Annotated in this window: 15 protein-coding genes and 4 tRNA genes; 9 read left to right on the top strand and 10 right to left on the bottom strand. The window is 64.8% G+C overall.

Annotation, left to right across the window (positions count from 1 at the left end; genetic code table 11):
- Positions 1–75 precede the first annotated feature (75 nt).
- Positions 76–1,254, bottom strand: a complete 1,179-nt coding sequence (locus CAF92_RS20865) for an MFS transporter (RefSeq protein ID WP_046617169.1) — start codon at positions 1,252–1,254, stop codon at positions 76–78.
- 258 nt (positions 1,255–1,512) lie between these two features.
- On the opposite strand from CAF92_RS20865, the gene CAF92_RS20860 reads away from it, so the two are divergent.
- A complete protein-coding gene (locus CAF92_RS20860) occupies positions 1,513–3,390 on the top strand; it encodes an MFS transporter (RefSeq protein ID WP_085601812.1) in 1,878 nt (625 codons plus the stop codon).
- Positions 3,391–3,398: 8 nt separating this feature from the next.
- On the opposite strand, the gene sugE is transcribed toward CAF92_RS20860, so the two are convergent.
- From sugE to rdgC, 3 genes are all read right to left on the bottom strand, one after another.
- Entirely contained in the window at positions 3,399–3,716 is a 318-nt protein-coding gene (gene sugE / locus CAF92_RS20855) for a quaternary ammonium compound efflux SMR transporter SugE (protein ID WP_085601811.1), read from the bottom strand.
- A gap of 229 nt (positions 3,717–3,945) precedes the next feature.
- Positions 3,946–4,911 carry a bile acid:sodium symporter family protein gene (locus CAF92_RS20850; protein ID WP_085601810.1) on the bottom strand — a complete coding sequence of 322 codons (966 nt, stop codon included), beginning with the start codon at positions 4,909–4,911 and terminating at the stop codon, positions 3,946–3,948.
- Between the two features lie 188 nt (positions 4,912–5,099).
- Positions 5,100–6,020, bottom strand: coding sequence for a recombination-associated protein RdgC (gene rdgC / locus CAF92_RS20845; RefSeq protein ID WP_013971401.1), 921 nt, complete (start codon positions 6,018–6,020; stop codon positions 5,100–5,102).
- A gap of 217 nt (positions 6,021–6,237) precedes the next feature.
- Between rdgC and CAF92_RS20840 the strand changes: the two genes are divergently transcribed.
- From CAF92_RS20840 to CAF92_RS20825, 4 genes are all read left to right on the top strand, one after another.
- Positions 6,238–6,313: transfer RNA gene (locus tag CAF92_RS20840), tRNA-Val, on the top strand.
- Positions 6,314–6,326: 13 nt separating this feature from the next.
- Positions 6,327–6,403: transfer RNA gene (locus CAF92_RS20835), tRNA-Asp, on the top strand.
- A 170-nt stretch (positions 6,404–6,573) separates the two neighbouring features.
- A tRNA-Val gene (locus CAF92_RS20830) sits at positions 6,574–6,649 on the top strand.
- A 13-nt stretch (positions 6,650–6,662) separates the two neighbouring features.
- Positions 6,663–6,739: transfer RNA gene (locus CAF92_RS20825), tRNA-Asp, on the top strand.
- A 214-nt stretch (positions 6,740–6,953) separates the two neighbouring features.
- On the opposite strand, the gene map is transcribed toward CAF92_RS20825, so the two are convergent.
- On the bottom strand, positions 6,954–7,802 hold the full coding sequence (gene map / locus CAF92_RS20820; RefSeq protein WP_085601809.1) for a type I methionyl aminopeptidase: 849 nt from the start codon (positions 7,800–7,802) through the stop codon (positions 6,954–6,956).
- A 265-nt stretch (positions 7,803–8,067) separates the two neighbouring features.
- On the opposite strand from map, the gene CAF92_RS20815 reads away from it, so the two are divergent.
- The 4 genes from CAF92_RS20815 to pcaQ all read left to right on the top strand — a co-directional run bounded on the left by CAF92_RS20815 (position 8,068) and on the right by pcaQ (position 16,395).
- A complete protein-coding gene (locus tag CAF92_RS20815) occupies positions 8,068–12,093 on the top strand; it encodes a bifunctional nitrate reductase/sulfite reductase flavoprotein subunit alpha (RefSeq protein WP_085601808.1) in 4,026 nt (1,341 codons plus the stop codon).
- A 304-nt stretch (positions 12,094–12,397) separates the two neighbouring features.
- Positions 12,398–14,950 carry a nitrite reductase large subunit NirB gene (gene nirB / locus CAF92_RS20810; RefSeq protein ID WP_085601807.1) on the top strand — a complete coding sequence of 851 codons (2,553 nt, stop codon included), beginning with the start codon at positions 12,398–12,400 and terminating at the stop codon, positions 14,948–14,950.
- Positions 14,950–15,312 carry a nitrite reductase small subunit NirD gene (gene nirD, locus CAF92_RS20805; RefSeq protein ID WP_085601806.1) on the top strand — a complete coding sequence of 121 codons (363 nt, stop codon included), beginning with the start codon at positions 14,950–14,952 and terminating at the stop codon, positions 15,310–15,312. The genes nirB and nirD overlap by 1 nt, the downstream gene beginning before the upstream one ends.
- Positions 15,313–15,462: 150 nt before the next feature.
- Positions 15,463–16,395, top strand: coding sequence for a pca operon transcription factor PcaQ (gene pcaQ / locus CAF92_RS20800; protein ID WP_085601805.1), 933 nt, complete (start codon positions 15,463–15,465; stop codon positions 16,393–16,395).
- Here pcaQ and CAF92_RS20795 read toward each other — a convergent pair.
- From CAF92_RS20795 to CAF92_RS20775, 5 genes are all read right to left on the bottom strand, one after another.
- Entirely contained in the window at positions 16,386–17,726 is a 1,341-nt protein-coding gene (locus tag CAF92_RS20795; RefSeq protein ID WP_046616746.1) for a TolC family outer membrane protein, read from the bottom strand. The genes pcaQ and CAF92_RS20795 overlap by 10 nt on opposite strands.
- Positions 17,696–19,267, bottom strand: coding sequence for a DHA2 family efflux MFS transporter permease subunit (locus CAF92_RS20790; RefSeq protein WP_085601804.1), 1,572 nt, complete (start codon positions 19,265–19,267; stop codon positions 17,696–17,698). Before CAF92_RS20790 ends, CAF92_RS20795 begins: the two co-directional genes overlap by 31 nt.
- Positions 19,264–20,328, bottom strand: coding sequence for an HlyD family secretion protein (locus CAF92_RS20785; RefSeq protein WP_085601803.1), 1,065 nt, complete (start codon positions 20,326–20,328; stop codon positions 19,264–19,266). The genes CAF92_RS20790 and CAF92_RS20785 overlap by 4 nt, the downstream gene beginning before the upstream one ends.
- Positions 20,329–20,401: 73 nt before the next feature.
- Entirely contained in the window at positions 20,402–21,196 is a 795-nt protein-coding gene (locus CAF92_RS20780; protein WP_085601802.1) for a DUF3050 domain-containing protein, read from the bottom strand.
- Between the two features lie 38 nt (positions 21,197–21,234).
- The gene (locus CAF92_RS20775) at positions 21,235–22,206 is read right to left on the bottom strand and encodes a fatty acid desaturase (protein ID WP_085601801.1); all 972 of its coding nucleotides are present in this window, start codon (positions 22,204–22,206) and stop codon (positions 21,235–21,237) included.
- Between the last annotated feature and the right edge of the window lie 7 nt (positions 22,207–22,213).

Here is a 22,213-nt window from a genome sequence, read left to right as displayed (position 1 = left end):
TACTGCACAGGCTTCGAAAGGGGCGCTGTTCCTGTGGGAGCGGGCTCACCCGCGAAGAGGCCAGCAGAGCAGACATCATCCTTTGCGGGTACCCAGCCAATAAAACACCCCCGCCAGTATCACCGACAACACCAGCAGGTAGAAGATCGCCCCTGGCCACAGATGCACCAGGGCAAACCCCACCATCACCGGCCCCAGCGCCGCGCCGAGGTTGGACAGGTTCTGCGCACCGTAATACACCCCACGCAAGTGCTCCGGCGCGATCAGGTCGATGAACATGTACTCGGCCGGGATCACGATGATCTCGCCCAGGGTGAACACCAGCATCGCCAGGCACCACGCCAGCGCCGAACCGGCCAGGGCAAAGCCCAGCAGCCCGGCGATGAACAGGCCCATGCCGGCCAGCAACCAGGGGATCAGGCGCTGGCGGCTGATGCGGCGACCGATCAGGTACTGCAGGGCAATCACCGTCACTGCGTTGGTGGTCACCAGGTAACCGATCAGACGCGCCGCCTCGGCCGGGCTGCTGGTCACCACCAGGTACTGCGACAGGTAGGCGGTGAACTGGCCGAATACCACCGCGCTCAGCACCCCGCCCAGGGTGAAGCATACCAGCCGCCGGTCACGGGCCAGCCCCAGCGCCACCTGGCCAAAGCCGGCCCCGGGCTTGTCCGGCGCATTGGCTTGCAGGCTGCGGTCACCCAGGCGCCAGTAGGCCAGGCACATAGCCAGGCCGAGCAGGGCGGAGGCGATGAACGGCATATGGTCGTTCAGCTCCAGCATGGCCACGCCCAGCAGCGGGCCGGCGGCGTAGCCGACGTTGCTGAGGGTGTACTTGATGGCGAACACCTCGGCCCGTTCCTCCACCGGCAGCAAGGCGCAGAAGCCCGCCTTGGCGGCGATGTCGACCACTGCCAGGGCCAGGTTGATCAGTACCAGGCAGAGAAAGAACAGCAGCGCCGAATTGCTGACGACCGCGCCGATGAAGGCCGCGGCAAACAGCAGGGTGCTGGCGCTGACCAGTGTGTGGTTGCGCAAGGTATCCACCAGGTGGCCGCCATACAGGCTCAGCAGCGAGGCGATGATCAGCGCACCACCGATCAGCAGGCCGATCTGGCTGATTGGCAGCTGGAAGTTGTCGGCCAGGTACACCACCAGGTAGGGCAGGGTAAGGGCGCGAGCGACGGTAAGGGTGAAGGTGGTGGTGAGCAGCAGGCGTACGGTGTGCGGGTAGCGTTTTATGGCGGCGAGCATGACCACATCCTTGTTGTTCTGTTTTGCCGGGCGCCAGCATATGCCAACAGAGGCTTGCTGCGCAGGCCTTTCGCGGGCACGCCCGCTCCCACAGGTGCGGCGATGTGATATCCGTGTGGGAGCGGGCGTGCCCGCGAAAGAGCCGGTACAGTCCTGCAAACTCCTTGAGCGCTTGCCAGCCAGCGCATTTCCCATGCAGATTTGTGGCTTGTCGCGCCCGGCGCGCCTCCAATTGAAAAGCCCTCAGGACCAAGGACGATGAGTCACTCCTCGCAATTCACCTTGCTCGGCAAGCGGCGTTTCCTGCCGTTTTTCATCACCCAGTCGCTGGGTGCCTTCAACGACAACCTGTTCAAGCAGTCGCTGATCCTGGCGATCCTGTTCAAGCTCAGCCTGGGCGAGGGTGACCGTTCGATCTGGGTCAACCTGTGCGCCCTGCTGTTCATCCTGCCGTTCTTCCTGTTCTCTGCGCTGGGCGGGCAGTTTGGCGAGAAGTTCGCCAAGGATGCGCTGATCCGGGCCATCAAGCTGGCCGAGATCGCGATCATGGCAGTAGGCGCGCTCGGCTTCATCACCAACCACCTGGCGCTGATGCTGGTGGCGCTGTTCGGCATGGGGACCCACTCGGCGCTGTTCGGCCCGGTGAAGTACTCGATCCTGCCGCAGGCACTGCGCGAGGAAGAACTGGTCGGCGGCAACGGGCTGGTGGAAACCGGTACCTTCCTGGCCATCCTTGCCGGCACCATCGGTGCCGGGGTGATGATGTCGGCCGACAGCTATGCCACCGTGGTGGCCGGTGGCGTGGTCGGCACCGCCGTGCTCGGCTACCTGGCCAGCCGCTGGATCCCGCGGGCCGCTGCCGCTTCGCCGCAAATGTCGCTGGACTGGAACATCTTCAGGCAGTCGTGGGCGATCCTGCGCATGGGCCTTGGGCAGCCGCCGGCGGTGTCGCGCTCGATCGTCGGCAACTCGTGGTTCTGGTTCGTCGGTGCCATCTACCTCACGCAGATCCCTGCCTATGCCAAGGACTGGCTGCACGGTGATGGCACCGTGGTGACCCTGGTGCTGACCCTGTTCTCTGTGGGGATCGCCCTGGGTTCGCTGCTGTGCGAGCGCCTGAGCGGGCGCAAGGTGGAAATCGGCCTGGTGCCGTTCGGCTCGTTCGGGCTGAGCCTGTTCGGCCTGCTTTGGTGGTGGCACTCCGGCGATGTGCCGGCTGCGGCGGCACCGCATGACTGGCTGGCGCTGTTGGGCATGGGCCAGGCCTGGTGGATCCTTCTGTCGATCGTCGGCCTTGGAGTGTTCGGCGGCTTCTACATCGTTCCGCTGTACGCACTCATCCAGGCCCGCACCGCCGAAGACCAGCGCGCCCGGGTGATCGCTGCCAACAACATCCTCAACGCCCTGTTCATGGTGGTGTCGGCAGTGCTCACCATCATCCTGCTGGGCCTGGCCGAGCTGACCATCCCGCAACTGTTCCTGGTGGTGTCGCTGCTCAACATCGCGGTCAACGCCTATATCTTCAGGATCGTGCCCGAGTTCACCATGCGCTTCCTGATCTGGCTGCTCAGCCATTCGATGTACCGGGTTCAGCACCGCGACCTCGAACGCATCCCCGACGAAGGCGCGGCGCTGCTGGTGTGCAACCACGTGTCGTTTGTCGATGCGCTGCTGCTGGGCGGGGCGATCCGCCGGCCGATCCGCTTCGTCATGTACTACAAGATCTACAACCTGCCGGTACTCAACTTCGTGTTCCGCACCGCAGGCGCCATCCCGATTGCCGGGCGCAACGAAGACCTGGCCATCTACGAATGTGCTTTCGCGCGTATTGCCGAGTACCTGGCCGATGGCGAGCTGGTATGCATCTTCCCTGAAGGCAAGCTGACCGGGGATGGCGAGATCGATGTGTTCAAGGGCGGCGTCAACCGCATCCTCGAAGAAACCCCGGTGCCGGTCATTCCGTTGGCCTTGCAGGGTTTGTGGGGCAGCTTCTTCAGTCGTGACCCGGCCAAGGGCTTTTTCAAGCGCCTGTGGTCGCGGGTGACCATCGTGGCAGGCGCCGCCATCCCGGTGGAGGCGGCGCAGCCAGAAGCCTTGCGTGAGCAGGTCAGCCGCCTGCGCGGCAACCTGCGCTAAGGGGGGGGTTAGCTGGCGCTGACTTTCAGGCCGACCAGGCCGGTAACGATCAGCGCCACGCTGACCAGGCGTACCAGGGCCATGGACTCGCCGAACAGGATGATGCCGGCGATCACCGTGCCGACAGCGCCAACACCGGTCCAGATGGCATAGGCGGTACCCAGCGGCAGCTCTTTCATGGCCATGCCCAGCAGGCCCAGGCTGATGGCCATGGCGGCGACGGTGAGGACGGTGGGCAGTGGCTTGCTGAAGCCATCGGTGTATTTCAGGCCGACGGCCCAGCCGACCTCGAACAGGCCGGCGAAGAACAGGATGACCCAGGACATTGTGTATCTCCATCGTTGTGAATGATGGGGCCGTCCCCGGAATGGTCACGCGGTGCGTCGTGAGGTCGTCCTCACAGTGGATACATGGTGCACACCTGCAGCCCTAGGGGCAAGCCTGTGCCGGTCCTTTCGCGGGCACGCCCGCTCCCACAGGTACTGCACAGGTCTGAAGATTGTGGAGATCTCTGTGGGAGCGGGCGTGCCCGCGAAAGTGCCAGTGCAGGCAACATCAATGCCTGGCCGGCTCCCCACCTTCAGCTTCTGCCACAGGTTCCCCCATGCGCCGGAACCAGGTCGACAGCAGCGCCCCGGAAATATTGTGCCAAACGCTGAACAACGCACTCGGCACCGCAGCCAGCGGCGAAAAATGCGCCGCCGCCAGTGCCGCGCCCAGCCCGGAATTCTGCATGCCCACCTCCAGCGCCAGCGATTTGCGCTGTGCCAATGGCAGCTTGCACAGCTTGCCGGTCAGGTACCCCAGCAAGTAGCCGAAGCTGTTGTGCAATATCACCACCACCATTATCAGCAGTCCCGACTCGGCGATTTTCGCCTGGCTGGCCGCCACCACCGCGCACACGATCATCACGATACTCACCACCGACACCAGCGGCAGCACCTGCACCGCCGCCTGCACCCGCGCGCCAAGCAGCCGCTGGGCCAGTACGCCGAGCACGATCGGCAGCATCACCAGTTGCAGGATCGACCAGAACATGTCCATGAAGGACACCGGCAGCCAGGCCGAGGCCAGGAACCAGATCAGCGCAGGGGTCAGCAGCGGCGCGAGCAGGGTGGTCACCGCGGCAATTGCCACCGCCAGCGCCAGGTCGCCGCGGGACAGCCAGACCATCACGTTCGACGCTGTCCCGCTCGGGCAGCAGCCAACCAGAATCACGCCCACGGCAATTTCCGGCGGCAGGTGGAACAGCTGGCACAACAGCCAGGCCATGCCCGGCATGATCACGAAGTGCGCGACCACCCCCAGCATCACTCGCCAGGGCTGGCGGGCGAGGGCGGCGAAGTCATCGAGCTTGAGGGTGAGGCCCATGCCGAACATCACCAGGCCCAGCAGCGGCACGATGGCCACCTTCAAGGCGACGAACCATTGCGGTTGCAGGAAGGCCAGTACGGCGAACACCAGCACCCACAGGGCGAAGGTATTGCCGACGAAGCGGCTGAGGGCGGCGAGGGCACGCATGGGGGCAATTCCTTTTCTGTTTTCATAGCTTCAAGAATTTCACTGGCCTCTTCGCGGGCTTGCCCGCTCCCACAGGTACACCACAGTACTCAGAAACTGTGGTGTACCTGTGGGAGCGGGCAAGCCCGCGAAGAGGCCAGTACTGTCTGAGGATATATCCCAGGCCAGCACCGGCATTTCAAAACCAGTCAGACCCCTTGCGGAATCTCTTCCCCACCCAGCGCCTCGAACAGCACCGGCAGGAATTCGGCAAAGGTCATCATCATGAGCTGGAAGCTGGCATCGAACTGCTGGGCAGCCTCATCGCCACCATCCTGCTCGGCCTGCTCCTGCAGCAGCTCTTCGAACTTCAGGCGCTTGATCACCATCTTGTCATCCAGAATGAACGACAGCTTGTCCTGCCAGGCCAGGGCCAGCTGGGTAACCACCTTGCCGGTGCTCAAGTGCAGCTGGATTTCCTCGCCGGTCAGGTCCTGGCGCTTGCAGCGCACGATACCGCCATCTTCGGCGGTGTCGCGCAGTTCGCATTCGTCCAGCACATAGAACCCTTCGGCAGCTTCCTGCGACTTGACCCACTCGGTCATGGTGGCAACCGGTGCGATTTTCACGGTGGCCGGGCGCACCGGCAGCGAGCCCATCACTTCACGCAGGGTCGACAACAGGTCTTCGGCACGCTTGGCGCTGGCCGAGTTGACCAGAATCACGCCCAGGCGCGGGGCAATGGCGGCGAAGATCATCGAGCGGCGGATGAACGCGCGCGGCAGGAAGGCCTGGATGATCTCGTCCTTGATCTGGTCGCGTTCCTTTTTATAGACCTTGCGCATCTGCTCGGTCTCGATCTCTTCCACCTTTTCCTTCACCGCGTCGTTGACCACGCTGCTGGGCAGGATGCGTTCTTCCTTGCGCGCGGCAATCAGCAGGTACTCGCCGCTGACATGCACCAGGGGAGCGTCTTCGCCCTTGCCGAATGGCGCGACGAAACCATAGGTGGTCAGCTCCTGGCTGGCGCAGGGGCGGGCCGGCTTGCTGGCCAGGGCCGCTTCCAGCGCTTCAGGCTCGAACGGGACTTCCTGGGTCAGGCGGTAGGTCAGCAGGTTCTTGAACCACATGAGGGGCAATCTCTCCTTAATGCATAAGGCGGGCATTATTCTCCGAGCGGTGCTCTCAGGCCAACCCTGTCGGAGTGCCAGTAGCTGTGGCTGGATGTAAAGATGCACGTGGCAACGCTAGGTCTTTGAAAGACCTGAGGTTTTTTTTGAAAAAAGTTTAAAAAGTGCTTGCCAGGGTACGGGGCCGTCCGTAGAATGCGCGCCACACCGAGACGAAGGGTGATTAGCTCAGCCGGGAGAGCATCTGCCTTACAAGCAGAGGGTCGGCGGTTCGATCCCGTCATCACCCACCACTCGATGTTTAGCGCAGCGGTAGTTCAGTCGGTTAGAATACCGGCCTGTCACGCCGGGGGTCGCGGGTTCGAGTCCCGTCCGCTGCGCCATATTCCACTTCCAGGGCCTACTGAACACCCGGAAGTAACAGAGAAAGCGACCTCAGGGTCGCTTTTTTTGTGCCTGTGATTTGGTGTTTTCGAGAAATTTGCAAAAAGTTTGATAAGTGCTTGCCAGAGCGGAAAGTCGCCCGTAGAATGCGCGCCACACCGAGAGACATGGGTGATTAGCTCAGCCGGGAGAGCATCTGCCTTACAAGCAGAGGGTCGGCGGTTCGATCCCGTCATCACCCACCACTCGATGTTTAGCGCAGCGGTAGTTCAGTCGGTTAGAATACCGGCCTGTCACGCCGGGGGTCGCGGGTTCGAGTCCCGTCCGCTGCGCCATATTCCACTTCCAGGGCCTACTGAACACCCGGAAGTAACAGAGAAAGCGACCTTAGGGTCGCTTTTTTTGTTTCTGCATTGAGCAAAAAACCAACAGGCGCTGCCTGGCCCCTGTGGGAGCGGGTTTACCCGCGAAGAATGCGACACGGTGCATGGCACCGGCTTTGCCGGTGTTCGCGGGTGAACCCGCTCCCTCAGAGGATCTGTAGCAATTTCAGCGGCGACGCTCTTCTTCCCGTAAGGTCAGCACCTCGACCCCATCCTCGGTCACCGCCACGGTATGCTCCCACTGCGCCGACAAGCTGTGGTCGCGGGTAATCACCGTCCAGCCATCCTTCAGCGTGCGCGTCCCGCGTCCGCCCTGGTTGATCATCGGTTCGATGGTAAACACCATCCCCGGCTCCAACTTCAGGCCCATCCCGCGCTGGCCAATGTGCAGCACCTCGGGCCCTTCATGCATCTGCTGGCCAATGCCATGCCCGCAATACTCACGCACGACGCTGTAGCCCGCCGCTTCGGCATGGGTCTGGATGGCATGGCCGATATCACCCAGCGTAGCCCCGGGGCGTACCTGTTCGATGCCTTTCCATAGCGCGCCATAGGTGGTGTCGATCAGGCGCTGCGCCTCATCGCTGATCGGCCCGATGCTGTACATCTTCGACGAGTCGGCGATATAGCCGCCTTGTTCCAGGGTGATGTCGACGTTGATGATCGAGCCTTCTTTCAGCACTTCACCGACCTTGGGCATTCCATGGCACACCACATGGTCCACCGAGGTGTTGAGCGAATAGGGGAAGCCATACTGGCCCTTGCTCGCCGGGCGAGCCTTGAGCGTGCCGATGATGAACGCCTCGGCGCGGTCGTTGATCTGCATGGTTGTCACGCCGGGGCGGATGAAGCTGTCGAGGTCGGCGAACACCTGGGCAAGCAGCTGGCCGGCGCGGCGCATCAGGTCGAGTTGGGCGGGGGTCTTGATAATCACCTGGGACATGGGCGGAGGGCAGTGGCTCGTGCTGGAATGTGCCCCAGCATAGCGCCATGGGGTGTGGGGTTGCCATTGCATGGTGCATAGCCTGTACCGGCCTCTTCGCGGGCACGCCCGCTCCCACAGGTGCAGCAACGCCCTCAGGCCTTGCGATATCCCTGTGGGAGCGGGCATGCCCGCGAAAGGGGCGGCACAGCTGGCCCATAAATTGCTGTTTCACCTCCATCCAGGGCTATCAACGTCGACAGCCCACAAAACTTCACGACAAAGGCGCCGTGTTGCCCCGCTTGCCTAGCAAGCAGGGCAGCCGGCGCCTTTTTGCGTTCCCTACAGGAGCCCGCCCATGGCCAACAGCGAAGTGCGCAGCGTCTGCCCCTACTGCGGCGTCGGTTGCGGCATTGTCATGAGCGTTGCCGATGGCAAGGTTGGCAAGATCAGCGGCGACAAGCAGCACCCCAGCAATTTCGGCCGCCTGTGCACCAAAGGCCTCACCGCACACCTGCCGCTGACCGCCGCCGGGCGCATGAATGATGCCTATGTGCGCCAGCAGCGCAGCCAGCAGCCAGCGCGTACCGGCATCGACCAGGCCATCGCCGCCGCCGCTGCGCGCTTGCGCGGCATCATCGATCAGCACGGCCCCGACGCCGTGGCGCTCTACGTGTCCGGGCAGATGTCGCTGGAGGCCCAGTACCTGGCCAACAAGCTGGCCAAGGGCTTTATCCGCACCCGCCACATCGAGTCCAACTCGCGCCTGTGCATGGCCAGTGCCGGCAGCGGCTACAAGCTGTCGCTCGGTGCCGATGGCCCGCCCGGCAGCTACCAGGACTTCGAGCACGCCGACGTATTCCTGGTGATTGGCGCCAACATGGCCGACTGTCACCCGATCCTGTTCCTGCGCCTGCTCGACCGGGTCAAGGCGGGGGCCAAGCTGATCGTCGTCGACCCGCGGCGCAGCGCCACCGCCGACAAGGCCGACCTGTTTCTGCAGGTGCGCCCCGGTAGCGACATGGCCTTGCTCAACGGCCTGCTGCACCTGCTGCTGCGTAACGGCCACACCGACCCCGACTTCATCGCCCGCCACACCGAAGGCTGGGACGACCTGCCGGCCTTTCTCGATGACTACACCCCTGACCGGGTGGCCGCAATAACCGGGCTGGCCGAGGCCGACATCATCAGGGCAGCCGAATGGATCGGCAGCGCCAGCAACTGGATGAGCTGCTGGACCATGGGCCTGAACCAGAGCATCCACGGCACCTGGCACACCAATGCGATCTGCAACCTGCACCTGGCCACTGGCGCCATCTGCCGCCCCGGCAGCGGGCCGTTTTCGCTGACCGGCCAACCCAATGCCATGGGGGGCCGCGAGATGGGCTACATGGGCCCTGGCCTGCCTGGCCAGCGCTCGGCGCTGGTGGCGCAAGACCGCGCCTTCGTCGAGCAGCAGTGGCAACTGCCTCCGGGCAGCCTGCGCAGCGAAGGCGGCGATGGCACGGTGGCGCTGTTCGAGCAGATGAAAAGCGGTGCGGTAAAGGCCTGCTGGGTCATCTGCAGCAACCCGGTGGCCAGTGTCGCCAACCGGCAGCAGGTGATCGACGGCCTGCGTCAGGCCGAACTGGTGATTACCCAGGATGCCTTCCTCGACACCGAGACCAACCGCTACGCCGACATCCTGCTACCGGCTGCGCTGTGGGCCGAAGGCGAGGGCGTGATGATCAACAGCGAGCGCAACCTCACTCTCATGCCGCGCGCCGTCGAGCCGCCCGGGCAGAGCCTGCCAGACTGGCAGATCATCGCCCGGGTCGCCTGTGCCATGGGCTACGCCGACGCCTTCGACTACCCCGATGCGGAAGCTGTGTACGAGGAGATTCGCCGCTTTCACAACCCAACCACCGGCTACGACCTACGTGGCATCGGCTATGCCGAACTGCGCGAGCAGCCGCGCCAGTGGCCCTGCGCCCCGGGCCGTGACAACCCGCGCAGCCCGCTGCGCTATCGCAACGACGGCAGCAGCCAGACGCTGTTGCACCATGCCCAGGGCGAGTGCCCGGTGTTGGCCTTTCCGACCGCCAGCGGCAAGGCCCGCTTCTTGGCCCGGCCCTGGTTGCCAGCAGCGGAACTGCCGGATGCCGATTACCCCATGGTGCTGAATACAGGCCGCGTGCAGCACCAGTGGCACACCCTGACCAAGACCGGCAAGGTACCGGCGCTGAACAAGCTGGAGCCCGGCCCCTTCGTGGAAATCCACCGCGAAGATGCTGCCCGGCTAGGCATCGCCGAAAAGGACCAGGTGGCCATTCGCTCGCGCCGCGGGCAGGCCGTGCTACCCGCGCGGATCAGCGACCGGGTCATGCCTGGCAACTGCTTTGCCCCGTTCCACTGGAACGACCTGGTCGGCGAGCAACTGGCGATCAACGCCGTGACCTGCGATGCGGTCGACCCGCTGTCGTTGCAGCCGGCGTTCAAGCATTGTGCCGTGACCCTGGAGCGGGTTGCCGGTGAGCGCATCGAAGCCCTTGATCTGAACACTGCCAATCCGGAGCCTGCCCGCATGCCGACCGCCACCCTGTCCCGTCTGCTTGGCCTGGACACCCTGCCAGCCCCGGTGCTGGCCGAGGAAGAGCGCCATTATCTGCAAGGCTTCCTGCTAGGCCTGGACCAGGCGCGCGCCGAGGGCGTGCCCTGCCTGCCGGCCAGTGCGCCGCTGGCCGCAAACCGCCGGCTGTTCATCGATGGCTTGCTGGCCGGGCTGTTCGCCCAGCCGGCGGTGCTGCCCGATGCAGCGTTGATAGCACCACGGCACCAGGTGCTTTGGGCTTCGCAAACCGGCAACGGCGAGCTGTTGGCCGAACGCTGTGCCGAGCGCCTGCGCGGTGCCGGCCTCGACGTGCAGCTCAGTTGCATGGAAGCGGTCAGCCCGCGCCAACTGCAGGGCGCCGCCAGCGTGGTGCTGATCGCCAGCACCTTTGGCGATGGCGACGCGCCCGACAGCGCAGCGGCGTTCTGGCAGGCCTTGCAGGGCGAGGAGGGCGCCCACTGCGCCGAACTGCCTTTTGCCGTGCTGGCCCTGGGCGACTCCAGTTACGACCAGTTCTGCGGCTTTGGCCGCAAGCTCGACCAACGCCTGGCCGAGCTGGGCGGGCGGCGCCTGCTGCAGCGGGTGGACTGCGAGCCGGACTTCGACGACGCCTTCGCCGCCTGGCTGGATGCGCTGCTGCCTACGCTAGGCAGCGCTGCTGCACTGCAAGCGGTCACCGAGCCTGCGCCCGTGGCGACCTATGGCAAGCAGCAACCCTGGGCTGCCACCTTGCTGGAAAACCGCCTGCTCAACGGCCCGGGTGCCAGCAAGGAAACCCGTCAACTGGTGTTCGACCTGAGCGGCAGCGGTTTTACCTATGCCGCCGGTGATGCCTTGGGCGTGTGGCCGCGCAACTGTCCGGCCCTGGTCGACGAGCTGCTGGTGTTGATGCAGCTCGATGGCCAGACCATGGTTCAGCTGAAAGGCCAACCCGCCATGCCGCTGACCGAAGCCCTGCAAGCGCACCTGGAGATTGCCAGGGTCACCACGCAGCAGCTGCTGGCCTTCGCCGGCAATGCCCCGGACCTGCAGCGCCTGCTGCAGCCCGAGTGCAAGGCCGAGCTGCAGGACTGGTTGTGGGGACGGCAACTGGTCGATGTGCTGCGCGCCTTCCCCCAAAAGCTGCCGCTGGCCAGCTGGCTGAAGCTGCTCAAACCGTTGCAGCCGCGCCTGTATTCGATCAGCTCCAGCCCGCTGGCACACCCGCAGCAGGTGCACCTGACCGTTTCCACGGTGCGCTATGGAGCGCGCAAAGGGGTGTGTTCAAGCTTCCTTGCCGACCGTGCGCAGGCGCTGAAAGTGGCCATTTTCCCGCAAGTGTCGAAGCACTTTCGCCTGCCCGAGGATGACAGCGTGCCGGTGATCATGGTCGGCCCCGGCACCGGCATTGCGCCGTTCAGGGCCTTTCTCGAAGAGCGAGAGGCACGTGGGGCGAAAGGGGCCAACTGGCTGTTCTTCGGCGAGCAGTACGCGGCCACCGATTTCTATTACCAGGAGCAGCTGCAGGCCTGGCAGGCTGCAGGGCACCTGCGTCTGGACACGGCGTTTTCACGCGACCAGGCCGAGAAGGTCTATGTGCAGCAGCGCATGCTCGAACAGGGCGCGCAGTTGTGGCAGTGGCTGGAGGCGGGGGCGTACTTCTACGTGTGTGGCGATGCGCAGCGCATGGCCAAGGATGTGGATGCGGCGTTGCGGGCGATCGTCGCCGAGCATGGCGGCATGGATGCAGGGGCTGCTGCGGCTTATGTCGAAGCGCTGGGCAGGGCCAAGCGGTATCGGCGGGATGTGTATTGATGTGCACCGGGATGGGGTGTTGTGCACTGTGAATGTGCATGACCTGTGCCGGCCTCTTCGCGGGTGAACCCGCTCCCACAGGCACTGCACAGGTCTGAAAGATGTTGAGATCCCCTGTGGGAGCGGGTTCACCCGCGAGGAGGCCGGCACAGGCAACCCAATTGGCACACTCCCTGCTTTATCCCAGTTACAACAAAGCCCACTGATCAACGGCGATCAACCCGGGCCCCTTCCGTGATGAATACAGGCAAAGGCGCCTGGAGCTTCGGCTCCAGGCGCTTTTTTTTTGATCGAGGATCGGCTTATGAAGGCAACAGCGAGCAGCGGGCAACGAGAGCGACTGGTCATCGTCGGCAACGGCATGGTCGGCCACCATTGTGTCGAACAACTGGTCAGCCGCGGCGCCCTGCAGCGCTTCGAAGTGCATGTGTTCGGCGAAGAGCGCCAACGCGCCTATGACCGCGTGCACCTGTCCGAGTATTTCGGCGGCAGCTGTGCCGAAACCCTGGCCCTGTGCGGGCAGGACTTTTACGGCAGCAACGGGGTGCACCTGCACCTCGGCGAAGCGGTGCTGGAAATCGACCGTGAGTGCGGCGAAGTGGTCACCGCCGAGGGCCGCTACGGCTACGACCAACTGGTGCTGGCCACAGGTTCCTACCCCTTCGTGCCGCCGATCGAAGGTTCCAGCGGCAATGCCCGCCTTGTCTACCGCACCCTCGACGACCTCGACGCCATCCGCGCTGCCGCAGCCAGTGCCCGCCGTGGCGTGGTAGTGGGCGGTGGCCTGCTTGGCCTGGAAGCAGCCAACGCCCTCAAGTCGCTGGGCCTGGAAGCCCACGTGGTGGAGTTCGCCCCACGGTTGATGCCGGTGCAGCTGGACGGCGAGGGCGGTGCCGCGCTCAAGGCACAGATCGAAGCGCTGGGTGTTGGCGTGCATCTGTCGCGTGCCACCCAGTCGATCAGTGCGGGTGAAGACTACCGCTACCGCATGAACTTCGATGGCGGCGAGCACCTGGAAACCGACCTGATCGTGTTCTCCGCGGGTATCCGCCCGCAGGATGCCCTGGGCCGTGCCTGTGGCCTGGACATCGCCGCGCGTGGTGGCGTGGTGATCGACAACCATTGCCGCAGCAGCGACCCACGCATCTTTGCCATCGGCGAGTGCGCCTCGTGGAACGGCAGCGTGTTCGGTCTGGTCGCCCCGGGCTACAGCATGGCGCGCAACCTGGCGGCATTGCTGATGGGGGAAAGCACTGGCGAATTCACCGGTGCCGACATGTCTACCAAGCTCAAGTTGCTGGGCGTGGATGTCGGCTCCATCGGCGATGCCCATGGCGCTACCCCTGGCGCACGCAGCTACCGCTTCATCGACGAAGCCAACAGCGCCTACCGCCGGCTGGTGGTGGATGCCAGCGGCAAGCACGTGCTCGGTGCGGTGCTGGTCGGCGACAACAGCTACTACGACACCCTGCTGCAATACGCCCAGAACGGTATCGCCCTGCCAGCCGACCCCGCGGCACTGATCCTGCCGCAAGGCGGTGATGCACCGGCCCTGGGCGCCGATGCGCTGCCCGACAGTGCGACCATCTGCTCGTGCCACAACGTCAGCAAGGGCGCGGTGTGCGCCGCCATCGACAGCGGCTGCGGCGACCTTGCCGCAGTCAAGGGCTGCACGAAAGCAGCTACCGGTTGTGGTGGTTGCGCGGCACTGCTCAAGCAGGTGTTCGAGCATGAGCTGACCGCCCGCGGCGTGGCGGTGGACAAGAGCCTGTGCGAGCACTTCGCCTACACTCGCCAGGAACTGTACGGTCTGGTACGGGTGGAGGGTATCCGCACCTTCAACGAACTGCTCGAACGCCACGGCAAGGGCCACGTTGGCTGCGACATCTGCAAGCCGGCGGTGGGCAGTATCCTCGCCTCGTGCTGGAACCAGCCGATCATGGACCCGGCGCTGGTGCCGCTGCAGGACACCAACGACACCTTCATGGCCAACATGCAGAAGAACGGCACCTACTCGGTGGTGCCGCGCATCCCCGGTGGTGAAATCACCCCCGACAAGCTCATCGTGATCGGCCAGGTGGCGAAAAAGTACGACCTGTACACCAAGATCACCGGCGGCCAGCGCATCGACTTGTTCGGCGCCCAGTTGCACGAGCTGCCGCTGATCTGGGGCGAGCTGATCGAGGCCGGCTTCGAAACCGGCCATGCCTACGGCAAGTCGACCCGCACGGTGAAATCGTGCGTTGGCAGCACCTGGTGCCGTTACGGCGTGCAGGACAGCGTCGACATGGCCCTGCGCCTGGAAGACCGCTACAAAGGCCTGCGCAGCCCGCACAAGCTCAAGTTCGCGGTGTCCGGTTGCACTCGCGAATGCGCCGAGGCACAGAGCAAGGACATCGGCGTGATCGCCACCGACAAGGGCTGGAACCTGTACGTGTGCGGCAATGGCGGCATGCGCCCGCGGCACGCCGAGCTGTTCGCCACCGACCTCGACGACGAGACCCTGGTGCGCCTGATCGACCGCGTGCTGATGTTCTATATCCGCACCGCCGACAAACTGCAGCGCACCTCGGTGTGGCGCGAGAACCTGGAAGGTGGGCTGGACTACCTGAAGCAGGTGATCATCGACGACAGCCTGGGCTTGGCCAGCGAGCTGGAAGCGCAGATGCAGCATGTGGTCGACCAGTATGAATGCGAGTGGGCCAACGCCCTCAACGACCCCGAGAAGCTCAAGCGCTTCCGTACGTTCGTCAACGACCGCCGCGCCGACCCGGACGTGCATTTCGTGCGCGAACGCGAACAGCGCCGGCCTGCTGCGCCGCTGCACCTGATCCCAACCGTCGAGGAGGCTGTCTGATGAAGCTGTCCAATGCTGCTGTAAAGACCCACGAGAACTGGCAGGCGGTGTGCCAGGCGGATGACCTGGTGGCCGATTCCGGGGTGGTGGTTTGGCTCGACGGGGCCCAGGTGGCGTTGTTCTACCTGCCGGGGCAGGCGCAGCCGCTGTACGCGGTGGACAACCGCGACCCGCGGTCCGGCGCCAACATCATCGGCCGCGGGCTGGTCGGTAGCTTGCAGGGGGAGTTGGTGGTGGCGGCGCCGTTGTACAAGCAGCACTTCAGCCTGGAGAGCGGGGAGTGCCTGGAGGATAGCGGGCAGCGCCTGCGGGTGTGGCCGGTGCGGTTGAATGGGGAGGCGGTGGAGTTGGCTGTGGCCTGATAGTCATCTGCCGCCTGCACCGGCCTCTTCGCGGGCACGCCCGCTCCCACAGGTACTGCACAGGTCTGGAGAACTGTGGAGATCGCTGTGGGAGCGGGTTTACCCGCGAAAGGGCCGTACAGGTCATCTGCATGCGGTAAGCTTGAGCCCATGAACCTCGACACCCGCATCAAGTACCGCCACCTGCTGTGCTTCCTGGAGATTGCCCGGCAGGGCAGCCTGGCCAGGGCTGCCGACATCCTGGCAATCAGCCAGCCGGCCATCTCCAAGACCCTCAAGGAACTCGAAGACCTGCTGGAAACGCGCCTGTTCGCGCGCAGCCGCCAGGGCGTCGAGCTGACCCCGGCCGGCACGCGTTTCATGCGCTATGCCGGGCCCAGCGTGCAGGCCCTGCGCGATGGCGTCAGCAGCCTGCGTGGCGAGGCGCGGGCGCCGTCGCAAGTTCGCATCGGCGTGTTGTCTACAGTCGAAGGCCTGCTCATGCCCGAAGTGCTGTGCCGCCTGCACCAGCGGCATGAGGCGCTGGTGATCAGTGTGGTCACTGGGGTCAGCGCGCAGTTGCTCGGCCAGTTGCGCCTGGGCGAACTGGAACTGGTGGTCGGGCGCATGACCGACAGCCCACAGATCCAGGGGCTGTCGTTCGAGCACCTGTACAGCGAGTCGATGAGCCTGGTGGTGCGGCCCGGCCACCCGCTGCTGGCCGGCACGCCGGTGGAGCGGGCGCAGGTGGGCCGTTACCCGTTGGTATTGCCGCCTGCAGGCACCACCATCCGCCAGCATGCCGACAGCCTGTTCGTGCAATGTGGCATCCAGATGCCGGCCCAGCGCCTGGAAACCCTGTCACTGGCCCTGAGCCGACGCTACCTGCTGGGCAGTGATGCGCTGTGGGTGGCACCACGCGATGCCGTGCTGCTGGACCTTCGCCGTGGCGAGTTGGTCGAACTCGACCTGGGCGTGCGCGAGCCCGGCGGCTCGGTCGGTATCTGCCGCAATGCCGCCTTGCCACAGAGCCTGCCGGGGCAGTGGGTATGCGAGGTACTGCGCGAGGTGGCAGGGCAGTACCGAGAGGGTGCCTACCCTTGAACCCGCTCCGTCAACAGGGCACTGAGGGCCTTGAGGCTGTCGTCGCTCAGGCTGCCGCTGGCCGCCATCAGGCGTAACTGTGCCTGCAGGATGGCATAGCGCTGGCGGGCCAGTTGCAGGCGCGTGCGAGTCAACTGCTGCTCGGCATCCAGCACATCGTTGCTTATCCGTGCGCCGGCCTCGTAGGCGTGCGTGGTAATGCGCAGATCGCTCTGGCTGGAACGCAAGGCCTGTTGCAGGGCCTGGTACTGGCTGATGCCACCGGTGAGGTTGAGGTAGGCCTGACGGGCCATGAAATCTGCCTCGCGTCGAGCATCTTCCAGCTCGCTCTCGGCGGCGCCCTGCAGGGCACGTGCCTCGCGCGTGCGGCTTTGGGTGCCGCCACCGGCGTACAGGGGAACGCTGAGCTGCACACCGACCACGGTCTGGGTGTACTTCTCCTCGGGTACGGTCACGTCGTACAGGCTGCCTCCCACGGAGGCAAAGCGGCCGTGCGCGGCCACCAGGTCGAGGGTTGGCAGATGGCCGGCCCGTTGTTTGTCCACTTCCTGTTCGGCGATCAGCTGGCGTACTTCGGCTGCCTGCACCTTCAGATTGTGCTGGCGGGCCTGGTCGGTCCAGGCATCCAGCCGGGCCGGTTGCGGGCCACTGAAGGAGACCAGGTCATCAGGCCTGGCCAGCTCGCCCGGCATACTGCCAGTCAGCCTGGCCAGCGCCTGCTGGTTGAGGCGCAGGGCATTGTCGGCGGCAATCTGCTCGGCCTGCGCGAGGTCGTAACGGGCCTGGATGCGCTGCACCTCGTTCTCGGTACCCGAGCCTTCGCGGCGCAAGCGCTGTGCCTTGTCCAGTTGCTGGCCGAGGGTGTGCACCTGCTGGCGGCTGGTAGCCAACTGGTCTTCGGCCAGCAACAGTTCGAAGTAGGCGTCGGCCACGCGCAGCATCAGGTCCTGGCGCGCAGCGAGCAGGTCGATTTCACCGGCGGTGGCCAAGGCCTTGCCCTGTTCATGGCCGACGACGTTCTGCCAGCGCAGCAGGGGCTGTATCAATACCAGCGCGTAGGCATTGGAGTTGTCGCGGTTGCGGTGTGCAGGGCCGCTGTGTTCGCGGTCGACCCAGGCTGCGCCGCTTTCCAGGGACAGGTGCGGCAGCAATTTAGCCAGCGCCTGTGGTGCCTTCTGCGCCGCTGCCTGTTGACGTTGCTGCGCCGCAGCGTAGGCCAGGTCATGCCCCAGGGCTTGCTGGTAGGTCTGGTACAGGTCGCTGGCCTGGACCGTGCTGGCGCAAGCCAGCGCCAGCACGGCTAGGCAGGTTCGTGTGCTTTGTCCGAACACGTCACGGACTCCTTTGCAAGTGAGGGCTTGGGTAGGCGGGAGTTGCGCATCAGCAGCACCATGGGCACGCCGATCAGCATCACCGCACCGAGCAGGCCGAAGAGCATGCTGAAACCGAGCATCTGTGCCTGCTCCTGGGCCTGCATGAAGGCCAGTACGGCGTTGGCCTGGTCTGCACCGAGCAGGTCGGTGGAGAGCCGTCGCGGGTCGAGGTTGGCCAGGTCCCAGCCGCTGGCAAGCAGGCTGTTTTCGTCGACGTGCTCGGATAGTTGCCGGTAGCGTGCCCAGGAGAAACGCGTGAGCAGGGTGGCGGCGATGGCGATGCCCACGCTGCCGCCCAACTGGCGCATCAGGTTGAGCACGCCGGAGCCCACCGAGATCAGCTGCGCCGGCAGTTGGCGCATGGCCAGGTTGGTCAGTGGCACGAAGATCATGCCCAGCCCGAAGCCACGGATGATCAATGGCCAGTACAGGGTGTCGGGGTTGCTTTGCAGGGTGAACTGGGTATGCAGGTACATGGCGTAGCCGTAGACCAGGATGCCCACGCAGATGAAGTAGCGCTCATCGATGCGGTTTTCCTGCGACAGCTTGCCGATCACCAGGGTACTGACCGCACTGGCCAGGGCACCGGGGAAGATCACAAGGCCACTTTGGTAGGCGCTTTGCTCAAGCAGCGTCTGCAGCAGCAGAGGCACCATGAACAGCGTGCTGTACAGGCCGAAACCGACGCAGAAGGCGCAGATCGATCCCAGAAGAAACTCGCGGTTGCTGAACAGCGCGAGGTTGACGATCGGGTTGGCCACCCGCCGCTCCCAGTAGCAGAACCCGATCAGGCCGAGCAGCGCCAGTGCCAGGCACAGCAGGCTCAGGTCTGACTCAAGCCAGTCCCAGTGTTCGCCACGCTCCAGCAGGATCTGCAAGCTGCCGACGCCGATTGCGAGCAGCACGAAGCCCGGATAGTCGATGCTTTGCGGGCGTCGCTCGTTGGGTGAATCGCCTACGCACAGCCATGCCAGCAGCAGGGCCAGCGCGCCGATCGGCAGGTTGATCAGGAAGATCCAGTGCCAAGAGAACTCGTCGATCAGGTAGCCGCCGACCGAGGGGCCGAGGGTTGGCCCCATCATCACCCCGACGCCGTACAAGGCCAGGCCGGCGCTGACCTTTTCCTTGGGGAACACGTCGTAGATGATCGCCTGCGAGATGCCCAGCAAGCCGCCCCCGGCCAGGCCCTGCACCACTCGCCACAGCACCATCTGCCACAGCTCCTGCGACAGCGCGCAACCGAGCGAGGCCAGCACGAACAGCGCCGATGACACCAGGTAGTAGCGGCGCCGGCCAAACCAGGCAGACAGCCAGCCGCTGGCCGGCAGGATCACCACGTTGGCGACGATGTAGCCGGTCGAAACCCAGGAAATTTCGTCCACCGACGCCCCGAAACCGCCCATCAGGCTGGGGATGGCGACGTTGACGATGGTGACGTCGAGCAGCTCCATCATCGAGATCAGGGTGACTGTCACTGCCACCAGCCACGGCGACTTCATAGCGGCTGCCCGCTGTCGCGGGTATCGACCTCGACGAACACGCTCATGCCCTGGCTGAGCGCCTGTTGCATGTCTTTGGGCAGCTGGCGGAACTCGATGCGCGCCTGGATGCGTTGCACCACCTTGGTGAAGTTGCCGCTGGCGTTCTCCTGTGGCAGCAGCGAGAAACGCGCGCCAGTGGCCGGCACCAGGCTATGTACCACGCCCTCCAGCTGCTGCCCCGGGAAGGCATCGACGCTGATGCGTGCAGATTGGCCGACACGAACCCTGCCGATCTGGGTTTCCTTGAAGTTGGCCACTACCCACATGTGTTCTGTACTGACCAGGCTCAAGAGTTTTTGACCGGCCACCACGAATTGCCCGGGCTGCACATCCTTGTGCACGATCACCCCACCCTGCGGGGATGCCTGCCGGGTGTCCTGCAGTTCGATGCGGGCCAGTGCCAGGGCCGACTCAGCGGCCTTGATCCGGTACTCTTCAACTTTCAGCGCGGCCTGGTTGGCCAGGGTACCTTCGCGGGCTGCGGTGGAGTTGTCGCGGGCCGCCTGCAGCTGGTGGCTCAGGGCGCTGAAGCGTGCGCGGGCGGCTTCCAGGTCCTGGGTACTTACAACGCCCTGGTCGGCCAGGCGCCGGGTGCGTTGATAATCGCTGCGGGCCTGTTCGACATTGGCCGCCAACTGACCGATGGTGGCCTGTGCTGCCTGACTGCGCGCAGCTGCACTGCGGACCTGGCTGTCCACCAGGCCGGGCATGCCGCCTTGCCCGGTGGCCACCAGCGCGCTCAGGTAATTGGTCCGCGCCTGTTCAACCCGCTGCTGATATTCGTCATCGCGCACCTGGAACAGCAGGTCCCCTTTGTTCACGCGCGTGTTTTCGTGCACAGGCACGTCCACCACCACGCCGCTCAGCCGCGCCCTGATAGGGATGATCACGCCTTCCACTTCGGCATTGTCGGTGCTGACGTACTGCCGTGCGTATTGCCAGCGCTGCAGCCCGAGTGCTGCCAGGCCTGCGATGACCAGCACCGATACTGCCAACTTGGCGTACTTGCCTTTCACCATGTCACACGCTCTCGTCCATGTCGTTGGGGGCCAGAACCCCTTGCCTGCGTCGGGCGCAGGCAAGGGGTGATGCTCAGCTGGTTGCTGGCGCGCACGGGGCCTGTGCTGCCGCGCGCTGATGCAGTTGCTCCAGCACGCCATCCCACAGCACGGTGCGGGCTACCAGCGCGTCGGCGGCGCTTTTCGCCAGGGTCTGCTGTTGCGCCGGTTCGCTGACGATCTCGGCGATGATGCGTTTGGCTGCCGGGCCGTGATCGTCGCCGTCCATTTCGATGTGGCGCTTGAGGTAGTAGGTCAGCATCGGCACGCTGGCTTCATCGATGGCCCAGCGTTGCAGCAGGCCGCCGAACATGTCCGGGATGATGTCTTCGCGGCCGAAGAAGAAATACGCCAGCACCTGCTCGGTCGAGCCGTGCAGGGCAACTTCCAGGGTCTTGCTGACGAACACCTTGGCCGGCAGCGGAATGTCGACATTGGTCAACGCCTGGGCAAGGGGCACGCCTGCTTGCAGCAGTGCCTGGAACTGGCGGAACGGGCCGGTATCGGCGCCGATCTCGTCCATTGCGCCAAGGTACAGCTCCAGATGGCTGATGAAGCCGCCGTCGGGGTGTTCGTCGGTTTCCTCGCCGGTGACGATCTCGTTGATCAGCCGCGCGGCAAGGATATGCCTGGGTGGCAGCCAGGGCAGGGAGACGCAGGTCAGGTCGCGCTGGATGCGCTTGAGCAGCGTCATGAAGTCCCACACGGCAAAGACGTGGTTCTCCATCAGCAGGCGTACATCATCCAGAGTGCTGATGCGGGCGAACAGTGGGTGTGCCAGCAGGGTGCGGCGTTCGTTTTCAATCAGTTCATCGACGTCAAAAGACATACTCGGCTCCTTGAGTTTTGGGGCTCGCCAGGCGTACATCACAGCCCGGGGCTACCTGGCGGTGGCATCGTCTGCCAGGCGCCGGCATAGGGGAAACGTGCCTTGCAGTAGCGCAAGGCTCCGAAGAAACGCGGTTCGATCAGCGCCTGTCGGCCTTCGTACCAACCGCTGGCGAGCAGTTGGCGGTGCAGGCGAGGCAGGCGCCAGCACGGCACGCGCGGATACAGGTGGTGCTCCAGGTGGTAGTTGGAGCCCAGGTGCAGCAGGGTGCTCAGTGCTGCGGTACGCGAGCGGGCCACCGGCAGCGCTACATCGGTTTCGAAGGCATGCTCCTGGTAGGCGTTCAGGGCAGAAATCAACAAGGCCAGCAGCAGGCAGCCCGCCACGGCAGGCAGCAGCGGTGGCCACTTTGCCGCCAGCAGCAGCCACAGTGCCGGCCACAGCAGCTGGCAGGCCAGGTTGGCTCTGGCCAGCAAACGGATCTGCCGGTCGGGCAGTGGCAATGTGCCGCTGACCTTGGCGCCGGGCAGGGCCAGGCGCACGGTTTGCAGCAGATACCAGGCGGTGGCATGCAGGCGTGACACCAGCAACCGGGTGGCGGCCAGGCGATAGCGCCGCAACAGGCGCCAGTCCGGGTCCTGGGGGCTACCGTTGTAGCGATGGTGCTGCCAGTGGTCGACAAAGTAGCCGGTGACGCAGAAGCCCGTGAGCATCGAGCTCAGCACCACCGCCAGCATGCAGCTGTACAGGCGGTTGTCGCTGAGGTTGAAGTGGAAACCCTCGTGGCCCAGGATGCCCTGCAGAAACAGGCCGTAGCCCGCCAGCAGCAGCAATGGCAAAGCCAGCGGCCATGCCTGGGGGGCGCGGTCGACGATGGCCACAAGCAGTGCCAGCGGTGCGGCGAACAGCAGCAACGCGTAGCCGATCACCAGGGTGGTTTCCAGCGCTGACGGCGTCAGCAGGCTTCGCTCAGGGCGCAGCAGGGGCTTGTCCAGTGCCAGTTGCGTCATCGGCCTG

Source organism: Pseudomonas sp. B10(2017) (genome assembly GCF_002113295.1).
In the GTDB taxonomy this organism is placed as follows: domain Bacteria; phylum Pseudomonadota; class Gammaproteobacteria; order Pseudomonadales; family Pseudomonadaceae; genus Aquipseudomonas; species Aquipseudomonas pudica.
The sequence above is the reverse complement of the archived record's forward strand: the minus strand, read 5'-3'. Positions and strand labels throughout refer to the sequence as shown.